The following is a 15,172-nucleotide window of genomic DNA, read 5'->3' as shown; positions in this document are numbered from 1 at the left end:
TCAATGGGTGTCCTGCTCGGTTGCCCCTAATTGACAATCGGCGATGGTCCGGAATAATTGGCGGTCGGGGAATTCGCCGAGCTCACCATCGGTGGGCGCGCTTCTTTCACGAGCATGGAGGATCCGTGCCGCCGTCTGACCACCCCACCGTGCCTGGTCCGGGCGGCCAGCTGTCCCGACGGCGGATCCTGGCGCTGTCCGCGCTGGCCGTGGCGACGCCGTTCGGTGTCGTGCCGCGTCCGGCCCCCGCCTCGGCCGGCGACGCCGATGCCACCGCCTACCAGAAGGCGTTCGAGGCCGCGCTGGCCGCCGACCAGAACGTACGCCGGTACACCGTCCCCGGCCGGGAGATCCTCTACCGTCCCCGGCAACTGCTCGCCGCCGCCGCCGACGCCAACCGGGTCGCCACCTGGCTGCGCGCCCACGATTATCCGGTCACCGTAGGCGCCGGATTCGCCGGTGTCACCCGGCTGCTGTTCGACCGGGAGACCGACATCCCCGGTGTCGTGCGAAAACTGCGCGACCCCCAGCAGTGGCCCGGCCAACAGGTGCCTGCGGTGCAGCCCCACCACGTGTTGCTCGGGCTGGGCAACATCATGGGAAACCCGGGCACGCCGCCCAGCGCCGCCGCGGCGCTGCCGCCTCCCGACCCGAGCCGGCTCGGTGAGGGCGCCGGCGTCACCGTCGGCATCTGTGACACCGGGATCTGGCAGCAGGCCGGCGTCTGCCACCCGCAGTGGCTCGGCGGCGCGTACCTGCCGCAACTCGACGACGAGGATCCGCTCTACGTCAGCACCGACGTGCTGGCCACGCAGGGCGGGCACGGCACCTTCGTCGCGGGCGTGGTCCGGCAGGCCGCCCCGGGGGTACGCGTCGACCCGGAACTGGCCCTGGACCCGAACGGGGTGGGTGACGAGTCGACGGTGGTGGCTGCCCTGAGCCGGCTCGCGCCGCAGGTCACCGTGTTCAACCTCTCGCTCGGCGGCTACACCCTGGACGATCAGCCGTCGCTGCCACTGGCCAACGCGCTGGCGGCGTTGCCGGCGACGAGCGCTGTGGTCGCCGCGGCCGGCAACGCCGGGACCAGTCGTCCGCTCTGGCCCGCCGCCCTGGACCGGGTGCTGGCGGTCGCGGCGGTCACCCAGACGTCGGGCGGCCCGGTGCCGGCGGCCGACAGCTGCTACGGGCGCTGGGTGGACGCCTGCGCCGTCGGCGAGCGGCACAGCACCTACGTCGAGGGGAAGCTTCCGCTGCCCGGCAGGCCGGTACGGCAGTTCCACGGGTTCGCCATCTGGGCCGGCACCTCGTTCGCCACCGCACACGTCTCCGGGCGGCTCGCCGCCCTGATGACCGCCGGTGGCCTCAGCGCGGACGCGGCCCGCGCGAGCCTGCTCGCCGCCCCCCGCTGGCACCCCGACTACGGGGTGCTCGTCGGATGAGCCGGGTCGACGCCCCGGGCGGTGACCCGGTGACAGGTGCCAGCGCGACCGGTCTGCTGTCCGCCGCCGCCGGTGGGGACGAGTCGGCCTGGGCCGAGCTGGTCCGCCGGTACACCCCGGTCGTGTACGCGGTCATCCGCGCCTACGACCTCAGCCGCTCCGACGCGGCCGACGTCAACCAGACCGTCTGGCTGCGCCTGGTGGAGCAGCTGGATCGGGTACGCGAACCCGAGGCGCTACCGGGCTGGCTGGCCACCACGACCCGCCGCGAGTGCTACCGGCTATCCCGGCTGAGCCGCCGGTCCCACCCCGTCGACCCGTACGACCAGACCCTGGAGAACCAGCACGGGTTCTCCCGGGAACTGGCCGCGATGACGCCCGCTCCGGACGACGAGTTGCTGCGCGCGGAGCGTCGACAGGCGTTGCGGGAGGGGTTCGTGCAGCTCCCGTCGCGCTGCCAGGCGTTGCTGTCGCTGCTGACGGCCGACCCGCCGGTGAGCTACCGGGAGGTCGCCGAGCGGCTGGGCGTGCCGGTCGGCAGCATCGGGCCCACCCAGGCACGATGCCTGCGTAGGCTGCGGGAGTGCCCGGCGATCGTCGAGTTTCTCGGAGCTTCCACCATCGGCACGAAACGGGGGTGAACCGGATGGAGCCGTGGCCGCCGGCGGATGACGAGGCGCTGACGACGGAGCTGGGCGCGGCCCTGTGGGACACCGGGCCGGTCTCGGAGGCGTACCTCAGCGCGGCTCTGGCCGCGTTCACCTGGCGTACCGCCGACGCGGAGCTGGCCGTCGCCGAGCTGACGTTCGACTCGGCCGTCGACGCCGAGCTGGCCGGCATGACCCGTTCCGCGGCGTCGGCGCGGACGCTGTCCTTCCGTGCCGGGTCGGTGCTGGTGGAGATCGAGGTGAGCGACGCCGGGATCGTCGGGCAGCTCTCCCCGTCCGGTGGCGGCCGGGTCAGTGCCCGCACGGCCGCCGGCACCTACGACGAGGCGTCGGTGGACGCCGTGGGTTTCTTCTCGTTGGGCGTTCCACCGCCGGGCCCGGTGCAGTTGTGCGCGCGTACCGTCGGCTACGCGGTATCCACCGCCTGGGTCTGTCTGCGCTGACCGTCGCATCCGGTGGGTGGTGCGTGACCTGCCCGACCGTCGCATCCGGTGCCCGGTCGCGGCCTGCGACGACGGTGGGGCGCGGGCCGACCGGCCCGCGCCCCCGTCCTCAGGTGGTGGCGGCGTTACTCTCGCTGCTCACCGGCCAGCAGGTACTGCACTCCGCCGAGGTCGGCGCGCGCGGTGCCGTCGGCGTCGGGCCCGAACTGGGTCACGTTGAGCGCGGTCTCCTTGGTCAGCGTGGTGTCGGCCGAGAAGGCCAGCGAGAACTCGATGCGCTCACCGGGCTTCAACAGCAGTCCGCTGATGCTGGCCCGCCCCGGATCGACGATCTCCAACTCGGTCTTGCCGACCTGGCGGACTCCCGTGCCGGCCTTGCCGGTGGCCTGCCAGCGCTCGAACAGGGTCGGGCCGAGGTCGACGAAGACCCGGGCGCCCTGGGCCTGCTCCGCCGGCTGGGTGAAGACCAGGTCGTTCTTGGTCTCCACGGTGGTCACGTTGCCGATGGCGAACGGCCGGACGACCCGGGGCCCGCCCGAGACGACTCGGACCGAGTCGACGTTGCGCCAGGCGATGTTGTTGTTGTACTGGGTGTTGACGCTGGTGCTCGGGCCTTCGAAGGTCATCGGGTCGGTGGGCGAGACCCAGCGCGCCAGCAGGCAGAAGTGGCCCGGTCCGGGCACCCCGGTCCACGGGATCGTCACCGTGGTGACGCCCGCGAAGACGGGCACGCTGACCGCGCCGATCTGGGTCCAGTGTGTCGGCCAGGTGGCGCCGCCGCCCGGGGTCGTCCGGTAGATGCGCAGCACGCCGTTGTCGGTGCCCGAGCCGTACGGCCCGGCGTTGCGCAGCTTCACGAAGAGGTAGTTGGTGACCCCGACCCTCGGGTTCTGGCTGACGGAGCACTCCACGGCCGTCGGACAGACCTTGATGTCGGGGCTGGCCCACAGCGGGCTGTACGAGTGCGGCTGGTAGCCGGTGTCGGCGGTGACGTCCTTCATGTAGACGTCGGTACGGGCCGCGGCGGCGGCCTTGCCCTGCGGTGCCTCGCCGGGTGCCGCGGCTGCGGCGGTGACCGCCAGCAGCCCGGCCAGCGCCGCGCCCGTGAGGACGGCCAGCGTCGAGCGACGGACGCGTTTTCCTACCTTGCCCATGACAGGTTTTCTCCCATCGGCGGGGGACGCCGAGTGCGGCGTGTTGCGGTGCCGTATCGACGCGATGACGTTGTTGAAGAGCCGTAAACGTGCCGGGAAATACCGTGGCGGGGCCGGTCGTCAGATGACGCCAGGACCGGCGAATAAGACAGTCGTCGATGTCTGCCCGGCACATGATCGAAGTAAGTCGATTAGTGTGGTGTTCGCGAGGTGCACCGACACCCGGTGTCGGCGGGCATCCCCGCTCCGCCGCGCAGCCGTGCGCCGTCCCCGGAGGAACCACCGCCACCATGAGACCGAAGAGCAGCCTTTCCGCCGCCGCCGCGGCGGCCGTGACGCTGGCCGTCGCCCTGGGTGGTGTCAGCGCGCCCACCACGGCCGTGGCCGGCACGACCCCACCCGCCAGCAGCGCCGGGTCGGGCGGTGCCGTGCCGGGCAGCCCGCCGCCCAGCGGGGTCGCCTGCACCGTCAGGTACTCGGCCTACACCTGGGACACCTACCTGACGAGCAGCATCACCGTCACCAACACCGGCGTCACCACGATCACCTCCTGGCGGCTGACGTTCCCGCTGCCCACCGGGCAACGCATCACCACCGGCTGGAACGCGGTGTACTCGCCGTCGAGTGGCACCGTCACGGCCCGTGGCCACGACGACCACGTCACCATCGGGCCGGGCGGGGCGATCGCCATCGGGTACGTGGCCGACCACACCGGTGACACCGGCAGCCCGTCCTCGTTCACCCTCAACGGGACGCCCTGCGCGCTCGGCTGAGCCTGCGGTCAGGCGGGCGGGTCGACCCGCAGGTCTCAGTGAGCCGACGGGGGCCAGCGGTACCTGCGCCACGCGTGCCAGGTCGGGAATCCCGCCGGGGGAGCATCGATGGGTTCACTGCCGTCGAGTTCCCCCGGCGTGGGGACGTCGAGGCGGGTGGCCCACTCGGCGAGTTCCTCATCCGCCATGGGCCAGGTGGTGTGCGGTGCGTCGGCCTGACGTCGGTCCCGCCGTCTGCGCTGCTCGGCCGGGGTGAGGGTGAAGTAGTGCAACTCCACCCGCGCGCCGAGGTCCGCTGCGGCCTGGCGCAGGGCGGAACGTTCGTCGCGGCTCCACAGGCCGTAGTCGATTACCACGTTGGTGCCGAGTTCGAGAGCGCGCAGTCCGATCCCGATGAGCCGCCCCTCGATGACGGCCCCCGCCAGGGAAGGGTTCCCGGGCCCGTAGAGCGCCTTTACCCACTCGTCCTTCGTCAGGCGGAGGGCGTTCCGCTCGACCTCGATCCGCCGCGCCGCCGTGGTTTTCCCGGTGCAGGGGAGTCCCACGGTCAGGAACAGTGTCGGTTGCCCCATCGTCACCTCCTGGCTGGCCGCCCTAGCATCGTCCACCTGTGTGCATGCCGCTCGCGATTTCAAGCGAAGGGCCCCGCCGCTGTCAGTCGACGTACTCGTCTTCGAGGGTGGGGATGACCGGCGACAGAAGCTGGTCGGCGTGTGCGGTGACGGCGCCCCGGACCAGCCGGTGTACCCGGAAGGTCAGTTCGTGCCCGGGGTCCTCGTCGTCGTGGACGTACAGCAACCCGTAGGACCCCAGGGCCAGGTGACCGATCCTGGTGAACAGCTCGATGACGTCGGCGTCCCGGCCGCCCCGATGGTTGCGGAACCCGCCGAGATGGACGTGGTGTGCGCCGTTGACCGGGCGGAGATCCACCAGTCCGGGACCGGTGTACCCGTTGATCAGATCCTGGATCTCGTCGAGGCGTAGGGGCGGGTCGTCGTCGACCGCTTCGGCTGTCGAGCGGAGGGTGATCCATCCGTGGTACTCGAACATGGCAGGAGTGTAGGACCGGCTGGTCAGGCCGCCGCGTCATCATCGGAGGCAGCGGTGCGGCGCAGTTCGCGCAGGACGCCGTGGCGGCGCAGGGCCCAGGCGAGGCGGGGAACGCTCGGGTGCCTGACGAACAGCACGGCGGCGCGGCGGACCAGGCCGACCCGGTCGGCGTCCACCTGGTTCTCGACCACCTGCCAGACCAGTTCGCGCACCCGGGCGTCGTCCAGCACCGCGCGTACCTCACGCCGCACCCGGGGGTCCTCGGCCGCCGCGGTGACGGCGGCAGCCAGACCCGGCCGGTCGGCACGCGGGGGCACCACCGCCGCGAGGAGCGGCCGGCGTACCTCGTCGCGTTCCAGCAGCAGCAACACCGCTTCCCGGATCTCGGTGGTGTCCAGGCTGGACCGCAGCAGCCGCAGCAGGCTGCGTTCCACCTCGCGGTCGTGGTCCGGGACGGAGAGCGCGGCCAGCAGCAGCGCCACCTCGTCGAGGTCGATGACGTGGCGCACCCCGTCGCGGAACTCCGGCAGGCCCCAGGCCGCCTGCAAGGCCGTCACGAGATCGCGGTTCACGGCCCTCCGCTACCCGCAACGGGCAACGGGTGAAACCCCGGGGCGGGCCGGTTCGCCTCGTCGAAACTCAGCGCCGTCGCGACGGGCTCAGGCCGCCGCCTGCCGGGGGCAGATCATCGGGTGCAGCAGCCGGGACAGCTCGTCGACGTCGGTGACGGGTCGTGCGAAGCTCACCCTCGCCCGTCGGACCGCGCCGGGCCGACCGTACGCGACCGTCAGGCCGTACCTGTCGATCCGGACCACCCGGGGCGACTCGGTCCCGGGCAGCTGCAACCGCCGGCGCAGGTGGGCCGCGACCTGCTCGCCGTGGTGGTCGGCGAGGTCGGCCAGCAGGTCCGCCTCGGCCGCGTGCAGCGGGTCGGGCTCGGCCTGCGCGTACTCCTGCGGGTCGATCGGGCGCGTCGCGCCGGCACGTTCCCAGCGGGCCTCGGTCACCGCGAACCGGTGCAGCCGGAACCGGCTGCCCACGTCGAGCAGGTCGCCAGTCGGCCGGGTGGCGGCGAAGTCCATCGCGGCCTGTCGTGCCGCGTCGCCGTCGAGGCGTTCGGCCCAGCCGGAGACCCAGGTCCGGCCGAGCGAGGGGGCGTCGGCGGTGGGCGGCAGGTCGAGCACGTCGAGGACGGTGGCGACGTCGGTGTCCCCGGCCGGTGGGGTGAGCGCCGTGGCGAGGTCGCCGGACGTCGGCACCAGCAGCAGCACCCGGCCCTGCGGGTCGGTGGCGTGCCGGACCTGCTGCGGGCCGGTGCTGCCGGCCAGGTGGGCGAGGGCGGGCAGCCGGCCCGCGACGAGGGTACGCACGATCTCCGCCGGGCTGGGTCGCATGATCCCGATCTCCTCAATGTAGGTTAGCCTTACCTAACTAGCAGGCTAGACCATGTGATCGGAGACGTCGAACGTGAACCACCCCCGCCCCAAGGCCCGGCTCTCCCGTGCTCTCGGCATCCCGCTGACCCGCAAGTGCGTGCGCTACTTCGAGCGGCGTCCCTACCCGCCGGGCGTGCACGGCCGCAACCGGCGCAAGACCTCCGACTACCAGGTACGGCTGCTGGAGAAGCAGCGGCTGCGCCACCAGTACAACGTCAGCGAGGCCCAGCTGCGCCGGACGTTCGACGAGGCCGTCCGGGGGGTCGGGAAGACCGGCGAGTCGCTGGTCGCCCTCCTGGAACGGAGACTCGACGCGGTGGTGCTGAGGGCGGGGCTGGCCCGCAGCATCTACCAGGCACGTCAGCTGGTCGGGCACGGCCACTTCACGGTGGACGGACGCAAGGTCGACCGGCCCTCGTACCGGCTGCGGCCCGGCCAGGTGGTCGCGGTACGCGAGCGCAGCCGGGCCCTGCCGCCGTTCCAGCTCGCCGCCGCCGGCGCGCACGCCGACGACCGCCCCCGCCCGTACCTGTCGGTGGAGCTGACCGGGCTGCGCGTCACCCTGGTGCGCGAGCCCGCCCGGCACGAGGTCCCGGTGATCTGCGACGAGCAACTGGTGGTGGAGTTCTACTCCCGCTGAACGGTCAGCGGCGGCCCGGTCCACCGCGCCTGCCCCTGGTGCGGCACCGGCGGGCCGCCGCCGACCACCCCGGACCCCGGCGCGTCACCGCCCCGGGCCGGCGTGTCGTCGGCCCGGGCGGTCCACGCCGCCCACAGCCGGGCATAGCTGCCGTCCGCCCCGACCAGCTCGGCGTGCGGGCCGCGCTCGACGATCTCGCCCTGGTCCATCACGACGATCTGGTCCGCCGTCACGGCCTGGGTGAGGCGGTGGGCGACGACCAGGGCGGTGCGTCCCGCCAACGCCGCGGCGGCGGCCTGTTCGAGATCGCGCGCACCCGCGCTGCCGGCCTCGGCGGTCGCCTCGTCGAGTACCACGACCGCCGGGTCGAGCAGCACCACCCGGGCGAGCGCCAACTGCTGCGCCTGCGCCGGGGTCAGCGGATGGCCGCCCTCGCCGACCACGGTGTCCAGCCCGTCGGGAAGGGCGAGCACCCAGGACAGGGCGTCGACGCGGGCCAGGGCGGCGGTGAGCTCGTCCGGTGACGCCTGCGGCCGGGCCAGCAGCAGGTCCGCACCGAGCGGGCCGGCGAACACGTGGGTCTCCTGACTGACCAGGGCGATCGTCCGGGCGGGCAGCTCGGCGACGGGAACGCCGCCCAGGCTGGCCACACCGTGCCCGGGTCGCAGGACCCCGGCGGCGATCGACGCGACGGTGGTCTTCCCGGCACCGGTGGAGCCGACCAGCGCCACCACCCGCCCCGCCCCGACCCGCAGGGACACGTCACGCAGCACCGGCGTGGCCCCGTCGTAGCTGAAGCCGACGTCGGTCAGGACGAGGTCGTGCGTCGACGGCGCGGTGCCGCCCGCCCGACGGTCCGGGTCGGTGCCGAGCACCCCGACGAGGCGGGCCAGGCTGGCCCCCGCGTCCTGGGCCTTGTCGAAGGTGACCATCAGTTGCAGGACCGGGCCGAACAGCCGGTGTAGCAGCAACGCTGCCGCCGACACCTCGCCGAGGGTGACGGCCTCCCGGCGGACGAGCAGGAACCCCACCACCAGCACCGCGCCCAGCCCGGCCAGCTCCGCCCCGTTGATCCGGCCCACGAACCGGGTGTAGAGGGCGAACACGCTCGTCGAGATGTCCCGGGCGCGGGCCGAGACCTCCGTGATGTCGGCGAGGTGCCGGTCCTCCAACCGGTAGGCGTGCACCGTACGGATGCCCTGCACGCTCTCGACGAAGCGTTGCGAGCGCTGCGCGATGGCGACCCGCTCGGCCGCGTAGGCCGGCGCGGCCCGGGGGAGGTACCACCGCGCACCGAGCACGTAGAGCGGGACGGCGACCGCGCCGGCCAGCCCGAGCCGCCAGTCGATGCCGATCATCGTGGCGAGGCTGATCGCCGCCAGCAACAGGGCCGAGACCAGGGTGGGCAGGACCTCGGTGACGGCCCGGTCGATGGCGCCGACGTCCGCGCCGACCCGCGAGACCAGGTCGCCCCGGCCCGCCCGGTCGAGCACCGTCACGGGCAGCCGCAGCGCGACGTCCAGGGTGCGTTCGCGCAGGTCGGCGAGGATGTGCGCGCCCAACCGGCGGATCAGGTGGGCGCTCACGCCGGTGGCCGCACCACCGACGACCGCGGCGGTCACGATGAGCACGGCGACCGGGACGAGCGCCCCGGTGCCGCCACCGGCGCGGACCCGGTCGACCAGCAGGCCGAAGGCGTAGGCGGGCACGATCGCGGTGGCGGCGGCGAGCAGCCCGACGACCAGCGTGCCGACGGCGGCACCCCGGCGGGCCCGCAGCTGTGCGCCGAGCCACGCCCTGCTCTCGCGCGGGCCGGCCACGGGCAGGATCGGGGACGTCACCGCAGTACCGCCCGGCGGTAGCTGTCGTGGTGGGTGACGAGGTCGGTGTGCGTGCCCTCGGCGGCGACGACGCCGTCGGCGACGAACACGACCCGGTCGGTGGCGGCGAGCAACGTCGGACTGCCGGTGATGACGACGGTGCCGTAACCGCCGTCCGCCCCGTGCCGCAGCGTCCGGATGCCGTCGGCGACGGCCTGCTCGGTGACCGCGTCGACGGCGGTGGTCGGGTCGTGCAGGACCAGCAGCGGCGCTCCGGCGAGCAACGCGCGGGCGAGCGCGACACGTTGCCGCTGGCCGCCGGAGAGGTTCGCGCCGCGTTCGGTGACCGGCATGTGCAGACCCTCCGGGTGCAGGTGTGCCACCTCGTCGGCGGCAGCGGCGCGCAGGGCCTGGTCGAGCCGTCCGGCGTCGTCGTCGTGCTGCCCGGCGTCGTCGCGCAGGGCGATGTTCGTGGCGAGGGTGCCGGTGAACAGGTCGGTGCGGTGCGGTTCGCTGTGCAGCAGGTGGCGCGCCCGGTCCCGGTCCACGGTCTCCAGCCGTTCGCCGCCGAGCAGGACGTCACCCATGTGGCCGGCGGGCACCGCCAGCAGCCGCGCCAGGGCCTCGGCGTCCGCCGGCCGGGGCGCGACCACGCCGACGAACTCCCCGGGGCGGACGTGCAGGTGCAGGCCGGCGAGCGGGCCGTACGTCACGTCGGTCAGGCGTAGTTCGCACCCGGTGGCCGCCGGCGCGGCGGTGCCCGGCGGCAGGACCACGTCGGCCCGTAGGACGGCGGCGACCCGGTCCGCCGCCGCGCGGGCGGCGGCCGTCCAGCTGGGCACGACCGCGAGCACGCCGAACGGTTCGACGAGGAACTGTGCGGAGCCGATCACCGTGATGAACTGGCCGACGGTGATCCGGCCGGTCAGTGCGAACCAGCCCGCCATCAGCGCGACGCCCCCGGTCAGCAGGCTGCTCAGCATGGTGGACGCGCCCAGGTAGGCGTTCTGGGTCCGGGAGGCGCGCAGCGTGGCCGCCAGGCTGTGCCGGCTCACCAGGCGGTACCGCCGCGCCCCGGCGTCCTGCGCGCCGATGCCGTGTAGCGGGCGCAGCCCGGTGACCAGGTCCGTGGCGAGCGCGGTGGCCCGGCCGGCCTGGTCCTGCTGGTCCTTGACGCGTCTGGCGATCAGCGGGGCGGTGCGGGTGAGGATCGCCAGCACGGCCGGGACGGCGATCAGCACGGTCAGCCCGAGCGGCGTCGAGATCAGCAGCAGCGCGACCGCGCTGACCGTGACCGCCACCAGCGCGCTGGTGATCCGGGGGATGTGGTCGAGCAGGTAGGAGGTGTACTCGGCGTCGGTGGTGGTGACCGCGAGCAGGTCGCCGGTGTGCCGTCCGGTCCGCAGCACCCGTGGGTCCAGGATCCGCGCCGCGAGCTCGACCCGCAGCTGGTGACCCTCCGCGGCGATGGCCCGTTGCAAGCGTCGTGCGCCGAAGCGGTAGGTCACCGCCAGGACGAGATAGACCGCCGCCAGGACGGCGATCCAGACGAGCAGCGCGGTCGCCTCTCCGGTGGCGACGCCCCGGTCGACGATGACGCCGATGAGGATCGGCACCAGGGCCGCGCAGAGCTGGTAGACGCCGGCCAGTGCCGTGCCGGTCCAGAGGTGCCACCCGTTGCGGGCGACCGCCCGGCGCAGGACCGCGGCACCGGTACTGACCTTGCTCACTACGTAGAACCCCCTGGTCAACGGCTCAGGAACGTGGAGTACTTTACCGATCAAGTTTTAGGTAAGCCTGTCCTTACTATGTGAGTTGGAGTACTCCGCATGCGCCCCTCCCGGTTGCTCGCCGGAATCGTCGCGGCCACCACCGCGCTCGCCCTCGCCGCCTGCGGCGGGTCCTCCGACGTCGGGGAGACGCCCGCCGCGTCCGGCGCCGCGGCGGCGACCTTCCCGCTGACCGTCACCCACGCGCTGGGCACCACCACGATCGCGAAGAAGCCCGAGCGGGTCGCCACCGTCAACTGGGCCAACCACGAGGTGCCCCTCGCCCTCGGTGTCGTCCCGGTCGGCTACGCCAAGGCCAACTTCGGCGACGAGGACGGCGACGGACTGCTGCCCTGGGACGCCGCGCGGCTCAAGGAACTCGGCGCGTCGACCCCGGTGCTGTTCGACGAGACCGACGGCATCGACTTCGAGGCGGTGGCGAACACCAGGCCGGACGTCATCCTGGCCGCCTACTCCGGCCTGACCAAGCAGGACTACGACACCCTGAGCAAGATCGCGCCGGTGGTGGCGTACCCGCAGGCGCCCTGGGCGACGTCGTGGCGCGACAGCATCACGCTGGAGAGCAGGGCCCTCGGCCTGGCCGCCGAGGGCGACGCCCTGATCGCGAAGATCGAGCAGCAGATGAAGGACGAGGCCGCCCGCTACCCGAAGCTGGCCGGCCGCTCGGCGATGTTCCTGACCCACCTCGACCCGACGGACCTCAGCAAGATCAGCTTCTACACCACGAACGACACCCGGGCCCAGTTCTTCACCGACCTCGGCATGACCCACCCGGAGAGCATCGCGAAGGCCTCCGCGACCACCAAGGAGTTCAGCCTCACCCAGAGCGCCGAGCAGGTGCAGAACCTCAGCGACGTGGACATCATCGTGACCTACGGTGACGCCGACGGCACCACCCTGGCCACCCTCCAGAAGGACCCGCTGCTGTCCAAGATCCCCGCGATCAAGCGCGGCTCCTTCGTCTCGCTGCCCGGCAGCACCCCCGTCGCCACCGCCGCCAACCCGACCCCGCTCGGCGTCTCGTACGTCCTCAAGGACTACGTCGACCTGCTCGGCAAAGCCGCCGACAAGCTCTGATGACCGGTCCGACGACATCCGGGCCGGACGTCTCCCTGCGGCGACGTCCGGCCCGGACCCGCCTGACCTGGCTCCTGGTGGTCCTCGGCGCACTGGTCCTCACCCTGGTCGCGTCGGTGGCCTTCGGCTCCCGGATCGTCGGCTGGGCCGACATCACCGCCGCGCTCGGCGGCACCCAGGACACCCTCGACCAGGCAGCCGTGGTCAAGCGCCTGCCCCGTACGGCGCTCGCCGCCCTCGTCGGTGCGGCGCTGGCCCTGTCCGGCGCGGTGATGCAGGGCGTCACCCGCAATCCGCTCGCCGACCCGGGCATCCTCGGGGTGAACATGGGCGCGATGCTGGCCATCGCCGTCGGCATGGCCACCGTCGGCCTGTACACCGCCACCGCGTACATCTGGGTCGCCATCGCCGGTGCGGCGGTGTCCGCGTTGTTCGTCTACGCGGTCGGCTCGCTCGGCCGCGGCGGCGCCACCCCGCTCAAGATCGCCCTGGCCGGGGCGGCCACCTCCGCCGCCCTCGCGTCGCTGGTGGCCGCAGTCGTGCTGCCCCGTGGCGACATCGCCGAGAACTTCCAGTCCTGGCAGGTCGGCGGCGTCGGCGGGGCCAGCTGGGACAGCATCGGCCAGGTCCTGCCGTTCCTGCTCGCCGGGCTGGCCGTCTGCCTGCTGTGCGCCAGGGCCCTGAACTCCCTCGCGCTCGGCGACGACCTCGCCGCCGGTCTGGGCGAACGCGTCGCCCTGGTGCGCGGGATCGCCGCCGCCGGCGCGGTGGTGCTCTGCGGCGCGGCCACCGCCGTCGCCGGGCCGATCGCCTTCGTCGGCCTGATCGTCCCGCACCTGTGCCGGCTGCTGGTCGGGCTCGACCACCGCTGGCTGCTGCCGTTCGTGACCCTGGTCGGCGCGGCGCTGCTGACCGTCGCGGACGTCACCGGACGGGTGGTGAACCGCCCCGACGAGATCGAGGCCGGCATCATCACCGCCCTGATCGGCGCCCCCTTCTTCATCTACATCGTCCGCCGGCAGAAGGTACGCGAACTGTGAGCACCACGACCCTGCAGGCCGTCACCCACGGCCGGGTCCGGCGCAACCGACGACGCCGCGCGGTGCTCGCCGCCCTCGCCGTGGCGGTGGCCGCCATGGTCGTCGTTTCGCTGATGGTCGGGCGCACCTTCTACCCGGCCGGCGACGTGCTGCGGGTGATCCTCGGCGACACCGTGCCGGGTGCCTCGTTCACCGTCGGTGAACTCCGGCTGCCCCGCACGGTCCTGGCCCTGGCGACCGGGCTCTGCTTCGGCATGGGTGGCGTCACCTTCCAGACCATGTTGCGCAACCCGCTGGCCAGCCCCGACATCATCGGCATCAGCTCGGCGGCGAGCGCCGCGGCGGCCTTCGGCATCATCGTGCTCGGCCTCGGCGAGACCGGCGTCTCGGTCTTCGCCATCGTCGCCGCGCTCGGCGTCGCCGTACTCATCTACCTGCTGTCGTTCACCGACGGGGTGGCCGGCACCCGGCTCGTGCTGATCGGCATCGGCATCGCCGCCATGCTCAACAGCGCCACCGCCTACATCCTCAACCAGGCCGGCCAGTGGGACCTGCAGGCGGCGACCCGCTGGCTCAACGGCAGCCTCAACGGCTCCACCTGGGACGAGGTCGTTCCGGTGCTGGCCGCGCTGGCCCTGTTCGGCCCGGTGCTGCTGAGCCAGGCCCGGAACCTCACCATGCTGCAACTCGGTGACGACACCGCCGCGGCGCTCGGCACCCGGCTGGAACGTACCCGGCTGGTCTCGATCGTCGCGGCCGTCGGCCTGATCGCGTTCGCCACCTCGGCCACCGGGCCGATCGCGTTCGTGGCCTTCCTGGCCGGGCCGATCGCCGCCCGGCTGGTCGGGGCCGGCGGCTCGCCGTTGGTGCCGTCCGCCCTCGTCGGCGCGCTGCTGGTGCTGGTCGCCGACTTCATCGGCCAGTTCGCCTTCGACATCCGCTTCCCGGTGGGGGTGATCACCGGGGTGCTCGGTGCCCCGTACCTCATCTACCTGCTCGTCCGCACGAACCGCGCCGGAGGCTCGCTGTGACCACCGACCACGCCCTGACGACCGAGAAACTGACCGTCGGCTACGGCGACCGGGTCGTCATCGAATCACTCGACCTGCTCGTCCCGCCCGGCCGGATCACCGCGATCGTCGGCGCCAACGCGTGCGGGAAGTCGACGCTGCTGCGGTCGATGTCGCGACTGCTCGCCCCGCGCACCGGTCACGTCATGCTGGACGGCCGGCAGGTGCACCGGATGCCGGCCAAGGAACTGGCCCGCACCCTCGGCCTGCTGCCCCAGTCGCCGATCGCGCCGGAGGGCATCACCGTGGCCGACCTGGTGGGCCGGGGCCGCAACCCGCACCAGCGGCTGCTGTCCCGCTGGAGCGGGGACGACGACCGCGCGGTGGCCGCCGCCCTCGACGCCACCCACACCGCCGACCTGGCCGACCGGTCGGTCGACGAACTCTCCGGCGGCCAACGCCAGCGGGTGTGGATCGCGATGGCGCTCGCCCAGCAGACCGAGTTGCTGCTGCTCGACGAGCCGACCACCTTCCTCGACGTCAGTCACCAGGTCGAGGTGCTGGACCTGCTCACCGACCTCAACGCGACGCGCGGCACCACCATCGTGATGGTGCTGCACGACCTGAACATGGCGGCCCGCTACGCGGGCCACCTCATCGCGCTGGCCGACGGTGGCCTGCACGCGGCGGGGCCGCCCGCCGAGGTGCTGACCGAGGAGTGCGTACGGGCGGTCTTCGGCCTGGACAGCCGGGTCATCGTCGATCCGGTCTCCGGTCGGCCGCTGATGCTGCCGATCGGCCGCCACCACGTCACGGCCGGCCGCGCCTGACC

At 73.0% G+C, this 15,172-nt stretch carries 16 protein-coding genes; 9 read left to right on the top strand and 7 right to left on the bottom strand.

Going from position 1 to position 15,172, the window contains the following annotated elements:
• Positions 1 to 125 precede the first annotated feature (125 nt).
• From ACWCHM_RS15190 to ACWCHM_RS15180, 3 genes are read left to right on the top strand one after another with little or no spacing between them, the layout of a single operon-like run.
• The gene (locus ACWCHM_RS15190) at positions 126 to 1,439 is read left to right on the top strand and encodes a S8 family serine peptidase (RefSeq protein ID WP_454222829.1); all 1,314 of its coding nucleotides are present in this window, start codon (positions 126 to 128) and stop codon (positions 1,437 to 1,439) included.
• On the top strand, positions 1,436 to 2,080 hold the full coding sequence (locus ACWCHM_RS15185; protein ID WP_281898455.1) for an RNA polymerase sigma factor: 645 nt from the start codon (positions 1,436 to 1,438) through the stop codon (positions 2,078 to 2,080). The genes ACWCHM_RS15190 and ACWCHM_RS15185 overlap by 4 nt, the downstream gene beginning before the upstream one ends.
• A 5-nt stretch (positions 2,081 to 2,085) precedes the next feature.
• Positions 2,086 to 2,550 (top strand): hypothetical protein, encoded by a 465-nt coding sequence (locus ACWCHM_RS15180; RefSeq protein ID WP_204960936.1) that lies wholly within the window; start codon positions 2,086 to 2,088, stop codon positions 2,548 to 2,550.
• Between the two features lie 125 nt (positions 2,551 to 2,675).
• Here ACWCHM_RS15180 and ACWCHM_RS15175 read toward each other — a convergent pair whose 3' ends face one another.
• Positions 2,676 to 3,704, bottom strand: a complete 1,029-nt coding sequence (locus ACWCHM_RS15175; RefSeq protein ID WP_454222827.1) for a hypothetical protein — start codon at positions 3,702 to 3,704, stop codon at positions 2,676 to 2,678.
• Positions 3,705 to 3,994: 290 nt separating this feature from the next.
• Between ACWCHM_RS15175 and ACWCHM_RS15170 the strand changes: the two genes are divergently transcribed.
• The gene (locus ACWCHM_RS15170; protein ID WP_454222826.1) at positions 3,995 to 4,477 is read left to right on the top strand and encodes a cellulose binding domain-containing protein; all 483 of its coding nucleotides are present in this window, start codon (positions 3,995 to 3,997) and stop codon (positions 4,475 to 4,477) included.
• A 35-nt stretch (positions 4,478 to 4,512) separates the two neighbouring features.
• Here ACWCHM_RS15170 and ACWCHM_RS15165 read toward each other — a convergent pair whose 3' ends face one another.
• From ACWCHM_RS15165 to ACWCHM_RS15150, 4 genes are all read right to left on the bottom strand, one after another.
• Entirely contained in the window at positions 4,513 to 5,049 is a 537-nt protein-coding gene (locus tag ACWCHM_RS15165; RefSeq protein WP_204960939.1) for an AAA family ATPase, read from the bottom strand.
• Positions 5,050 to 5,131: 82 nt separating this feature from the next.
• A complete protein-coding gene (locus ACWCHM_RS15160) occupies positions 5,132 to 5,527 on the bottom strand; it encodes an Imm7 family immunity protein (protein ID WP_454222825.1) in 396 nt (131 codons plus the stop codon).
• Between the two features lie 23 nt (positions 5,528 to 5,550).
• Positions 5,551 to 6,099, bottom strand: coding sequence for a hypothetical protein (locus ACWCHM_RS15155; protein WP_204960941.1), 549 nt, complete (start codon positions 6,097 to 6,099; stop codon positions 5,551 to 5,553).
• A gap of 87 nt (positions 6,100 to 6,186) precedes the next feature.
• On the bottom strand, positions 6,187 to 6,921 hold the full coding sequence (locus tag ACWCHM_RS15150; RefSeq protein WP_281898451.1) for a DUF2470 domain-containing protein: 735 nt from the start codon (positions 6,919 to 6,921) through the stop codon (positions 6,187 to 6,189).
• Positions 6,922 to 6,994: 73 nt separating this feature from the next.
• On the opposite strand from ACWCHM_RS15150, the gene rpsD reads away from it, so the two are divergent.
• On the top strand, positions 6,995 to 7,603 hold the full coding sequence (gene rpsD / locus ACWCHM_RS15145; RefSeq protein ID WP_454222824.1) for a 30S ribosomal protein S4: 609 nt from the start codon (positions 6,995 to 6,997) through the stop codon (positions 7,601 to 7,603).
• On the opposite strand, the gene ACWCHM_RS15140 is transcribed toward rpsD, so the two are convergent.
• Together ACWCHM_RS15140 and ACWCHM_RS15135 are read right to left on the bottom strand one after the other, a co-directional pair.
• Positions 7,591 to 9,444 carry an ABC transporter ATP-binding protein gene (locus ACWCHM_RS15140; protein ID WP_454222822.1) on the bottom strand — a complete coding sequence of 618 codons (1,854 nt, stop codon included), beginning with the start codon at positions 9,442 to 9,444 and terminating at the stop codon, positions 7,591 to 7,593. The genes rpsD and ACWCHM_RS15140 overlap by 13 nt on opposite strands.
• Positions 9,441 to 11,153, bottom strand: a complete 1,713-nt coding sequence (locus ACWCHM_RS15135; protein ID WP_421488655.1) for an ABC transporter transmembrane domain-containing protein — start codon at positions 11,151 to 11,153, stop codon at positions 9,441 to 9,443. The genes ACWCHM_RS15140 and ACWCHM_RS15135 overlap by 4 nt, the downstream gene beginning before the upstream one ends.
• A 99-nt stretch (positions 11,154 to 11,252) precedes the next feature.
• Between ACWCHM_RS15135 and ACWCHM_RS15130 the strand changes: the two genes are divergently transcribed.
• The 4 genes from ACWCHM_RS15130 to ACWCHM_RS15115 are packed head-to-tail and all read left to right on the top strand — an operon-like array spanning position 11,253 to position 15,170.
• Complete coding sequence (locus tag ACWCHM_RS15130) at positions 11,253 to 12,290, top strand: iron-siderophore ABC transporter substrate-binding protein (protein WP_204960946.1); 1,038 nt, start codon at positions 11,253 to 11,255, stop codon at positions 12,288 to 12,290.
• A complete protein-coding gene (locus ACWCHM_RS15125; protein WP_454222821.1) occupies positions 12,290 to 13,330 on the top strand; it encodes a FecCD family ABC transporter permease in 1,041 nt (346 codons plus the stop codon). Before ACWCHM_RS15130 ends, ACWCHM_RS15125 begins: the two co-directional genes overlap by 1 nt.
• The gene (locus tag ACWCHM_RS15120; RefSeq protein WP_454222820.1) at positions 13,327 to 14,361 is read left to right on the top strand and encodes a FecCD family ABC transporter permease; all 1,035 of its coding nucleotides are present in this window, start codon (positions 13,327 to 13,329) and stop codon (positions 14,359 to 14,361) included. The genes ACWCHM_RS15125 and ACWCHM_RS15120 overlap by 4 nt, the downstream gene beginning before the upstream one ends.
• Complete coding sequence (locus tag ACWCHM_RS15115) at positions 14,358 to 15,170, top strand: ABC transporter ATP-binding protein (RefSeq protein WP_454222819.1); 813 nt, start codon at positions 14,358 to 14,360, stop codon at positions 15,168 to 15,170. Before ACWCHM_RS15120 ends, ACWCHM_RS15115 begins: the two co-directional genes overlap by 4 nt.
• Positions 15,171 to 15,172: the final 2 nt, after the last annotated feature.

The sequence above is a fragment of the Micromonospora sp. SCSIO 07396 genome, assembly GCF_053667945.1.
The sequence above is the reverse complement of the archived record's forward strand: the minus strand, read 5'-3'. Positions and strand labels throughout refer to the sequence as shown.

Excerpts from the sequence above, each read along its gene's own strand:
- ACWCHM_RS15165 (WP_204960939.1), bottom strand. The coding sequence starts at position 5,049 with ATGGGGCAACCGACACTGTTCCTGACCGTGGGACTCCCCTGCACCGGG.
- ACWCHM_RS15185 (WP_281898455.1), top strand. The coding sequence starts at position 1,436 with ATGAGCCGGGTCGACGCCCCGGGCGGTGACCCGGTGACAGGTGCCAGC.
- ACWCHM_RS15125 (WP_454222821.1), top strand. The coding sequence starts at position 12,290 with ATGACCGGTCCGACGACATCCGGGCCGGACGTCTCCCTGCGGCGACGT.
- ACWCHM_RS15170 (WP_454222826.1), top strand. The coding sequence starts at position 3,995 with ATGAGACCGAAGAGCAGCCTTTCCGCCGCCGCCGCGGCGGCCGTGACG.
- ACWCHM_RS15175 (WP_454222827.1), bottom strand. The coding sequence starts at position 3,704 with ATGGGCAAGGTAGGAAAACGCGTCCGTCGCTCGACGCTGGCCGTCCTC.
- ACWCHM_RS15150 (WP_281898451.1), bottom strand. The coding sequence starts at position 6,921 with ATGCGACCCAGCCCGGCGGAGATCGTGCGTACCCTCGTCGCGGGCCGG.
- ACWCHM_RS15130 (WP_204960946.1), top strand. The coding sequence starts at position 11,253 with ATGCGCCCCTCCCGGTTGCTCGCCGGAATCGTCGCGGCCACCACCGCG.
- ACWCHM_RS15160 (WP_454222825.1), bottom strand. The coding sequence starts at position 5,527 with ATGTTCGAGTACCACGGATGGATCACCCTCCGCTCGACAGCCGAAGCG.
- ACWCHM_RS15180 (WP_204960936.1), top strand. The coding sequence starts at position 2,086 with ATGGAGCCGTGGCCGCCGGCGGATGACGAGGCGCTGACGACGGAGCTG.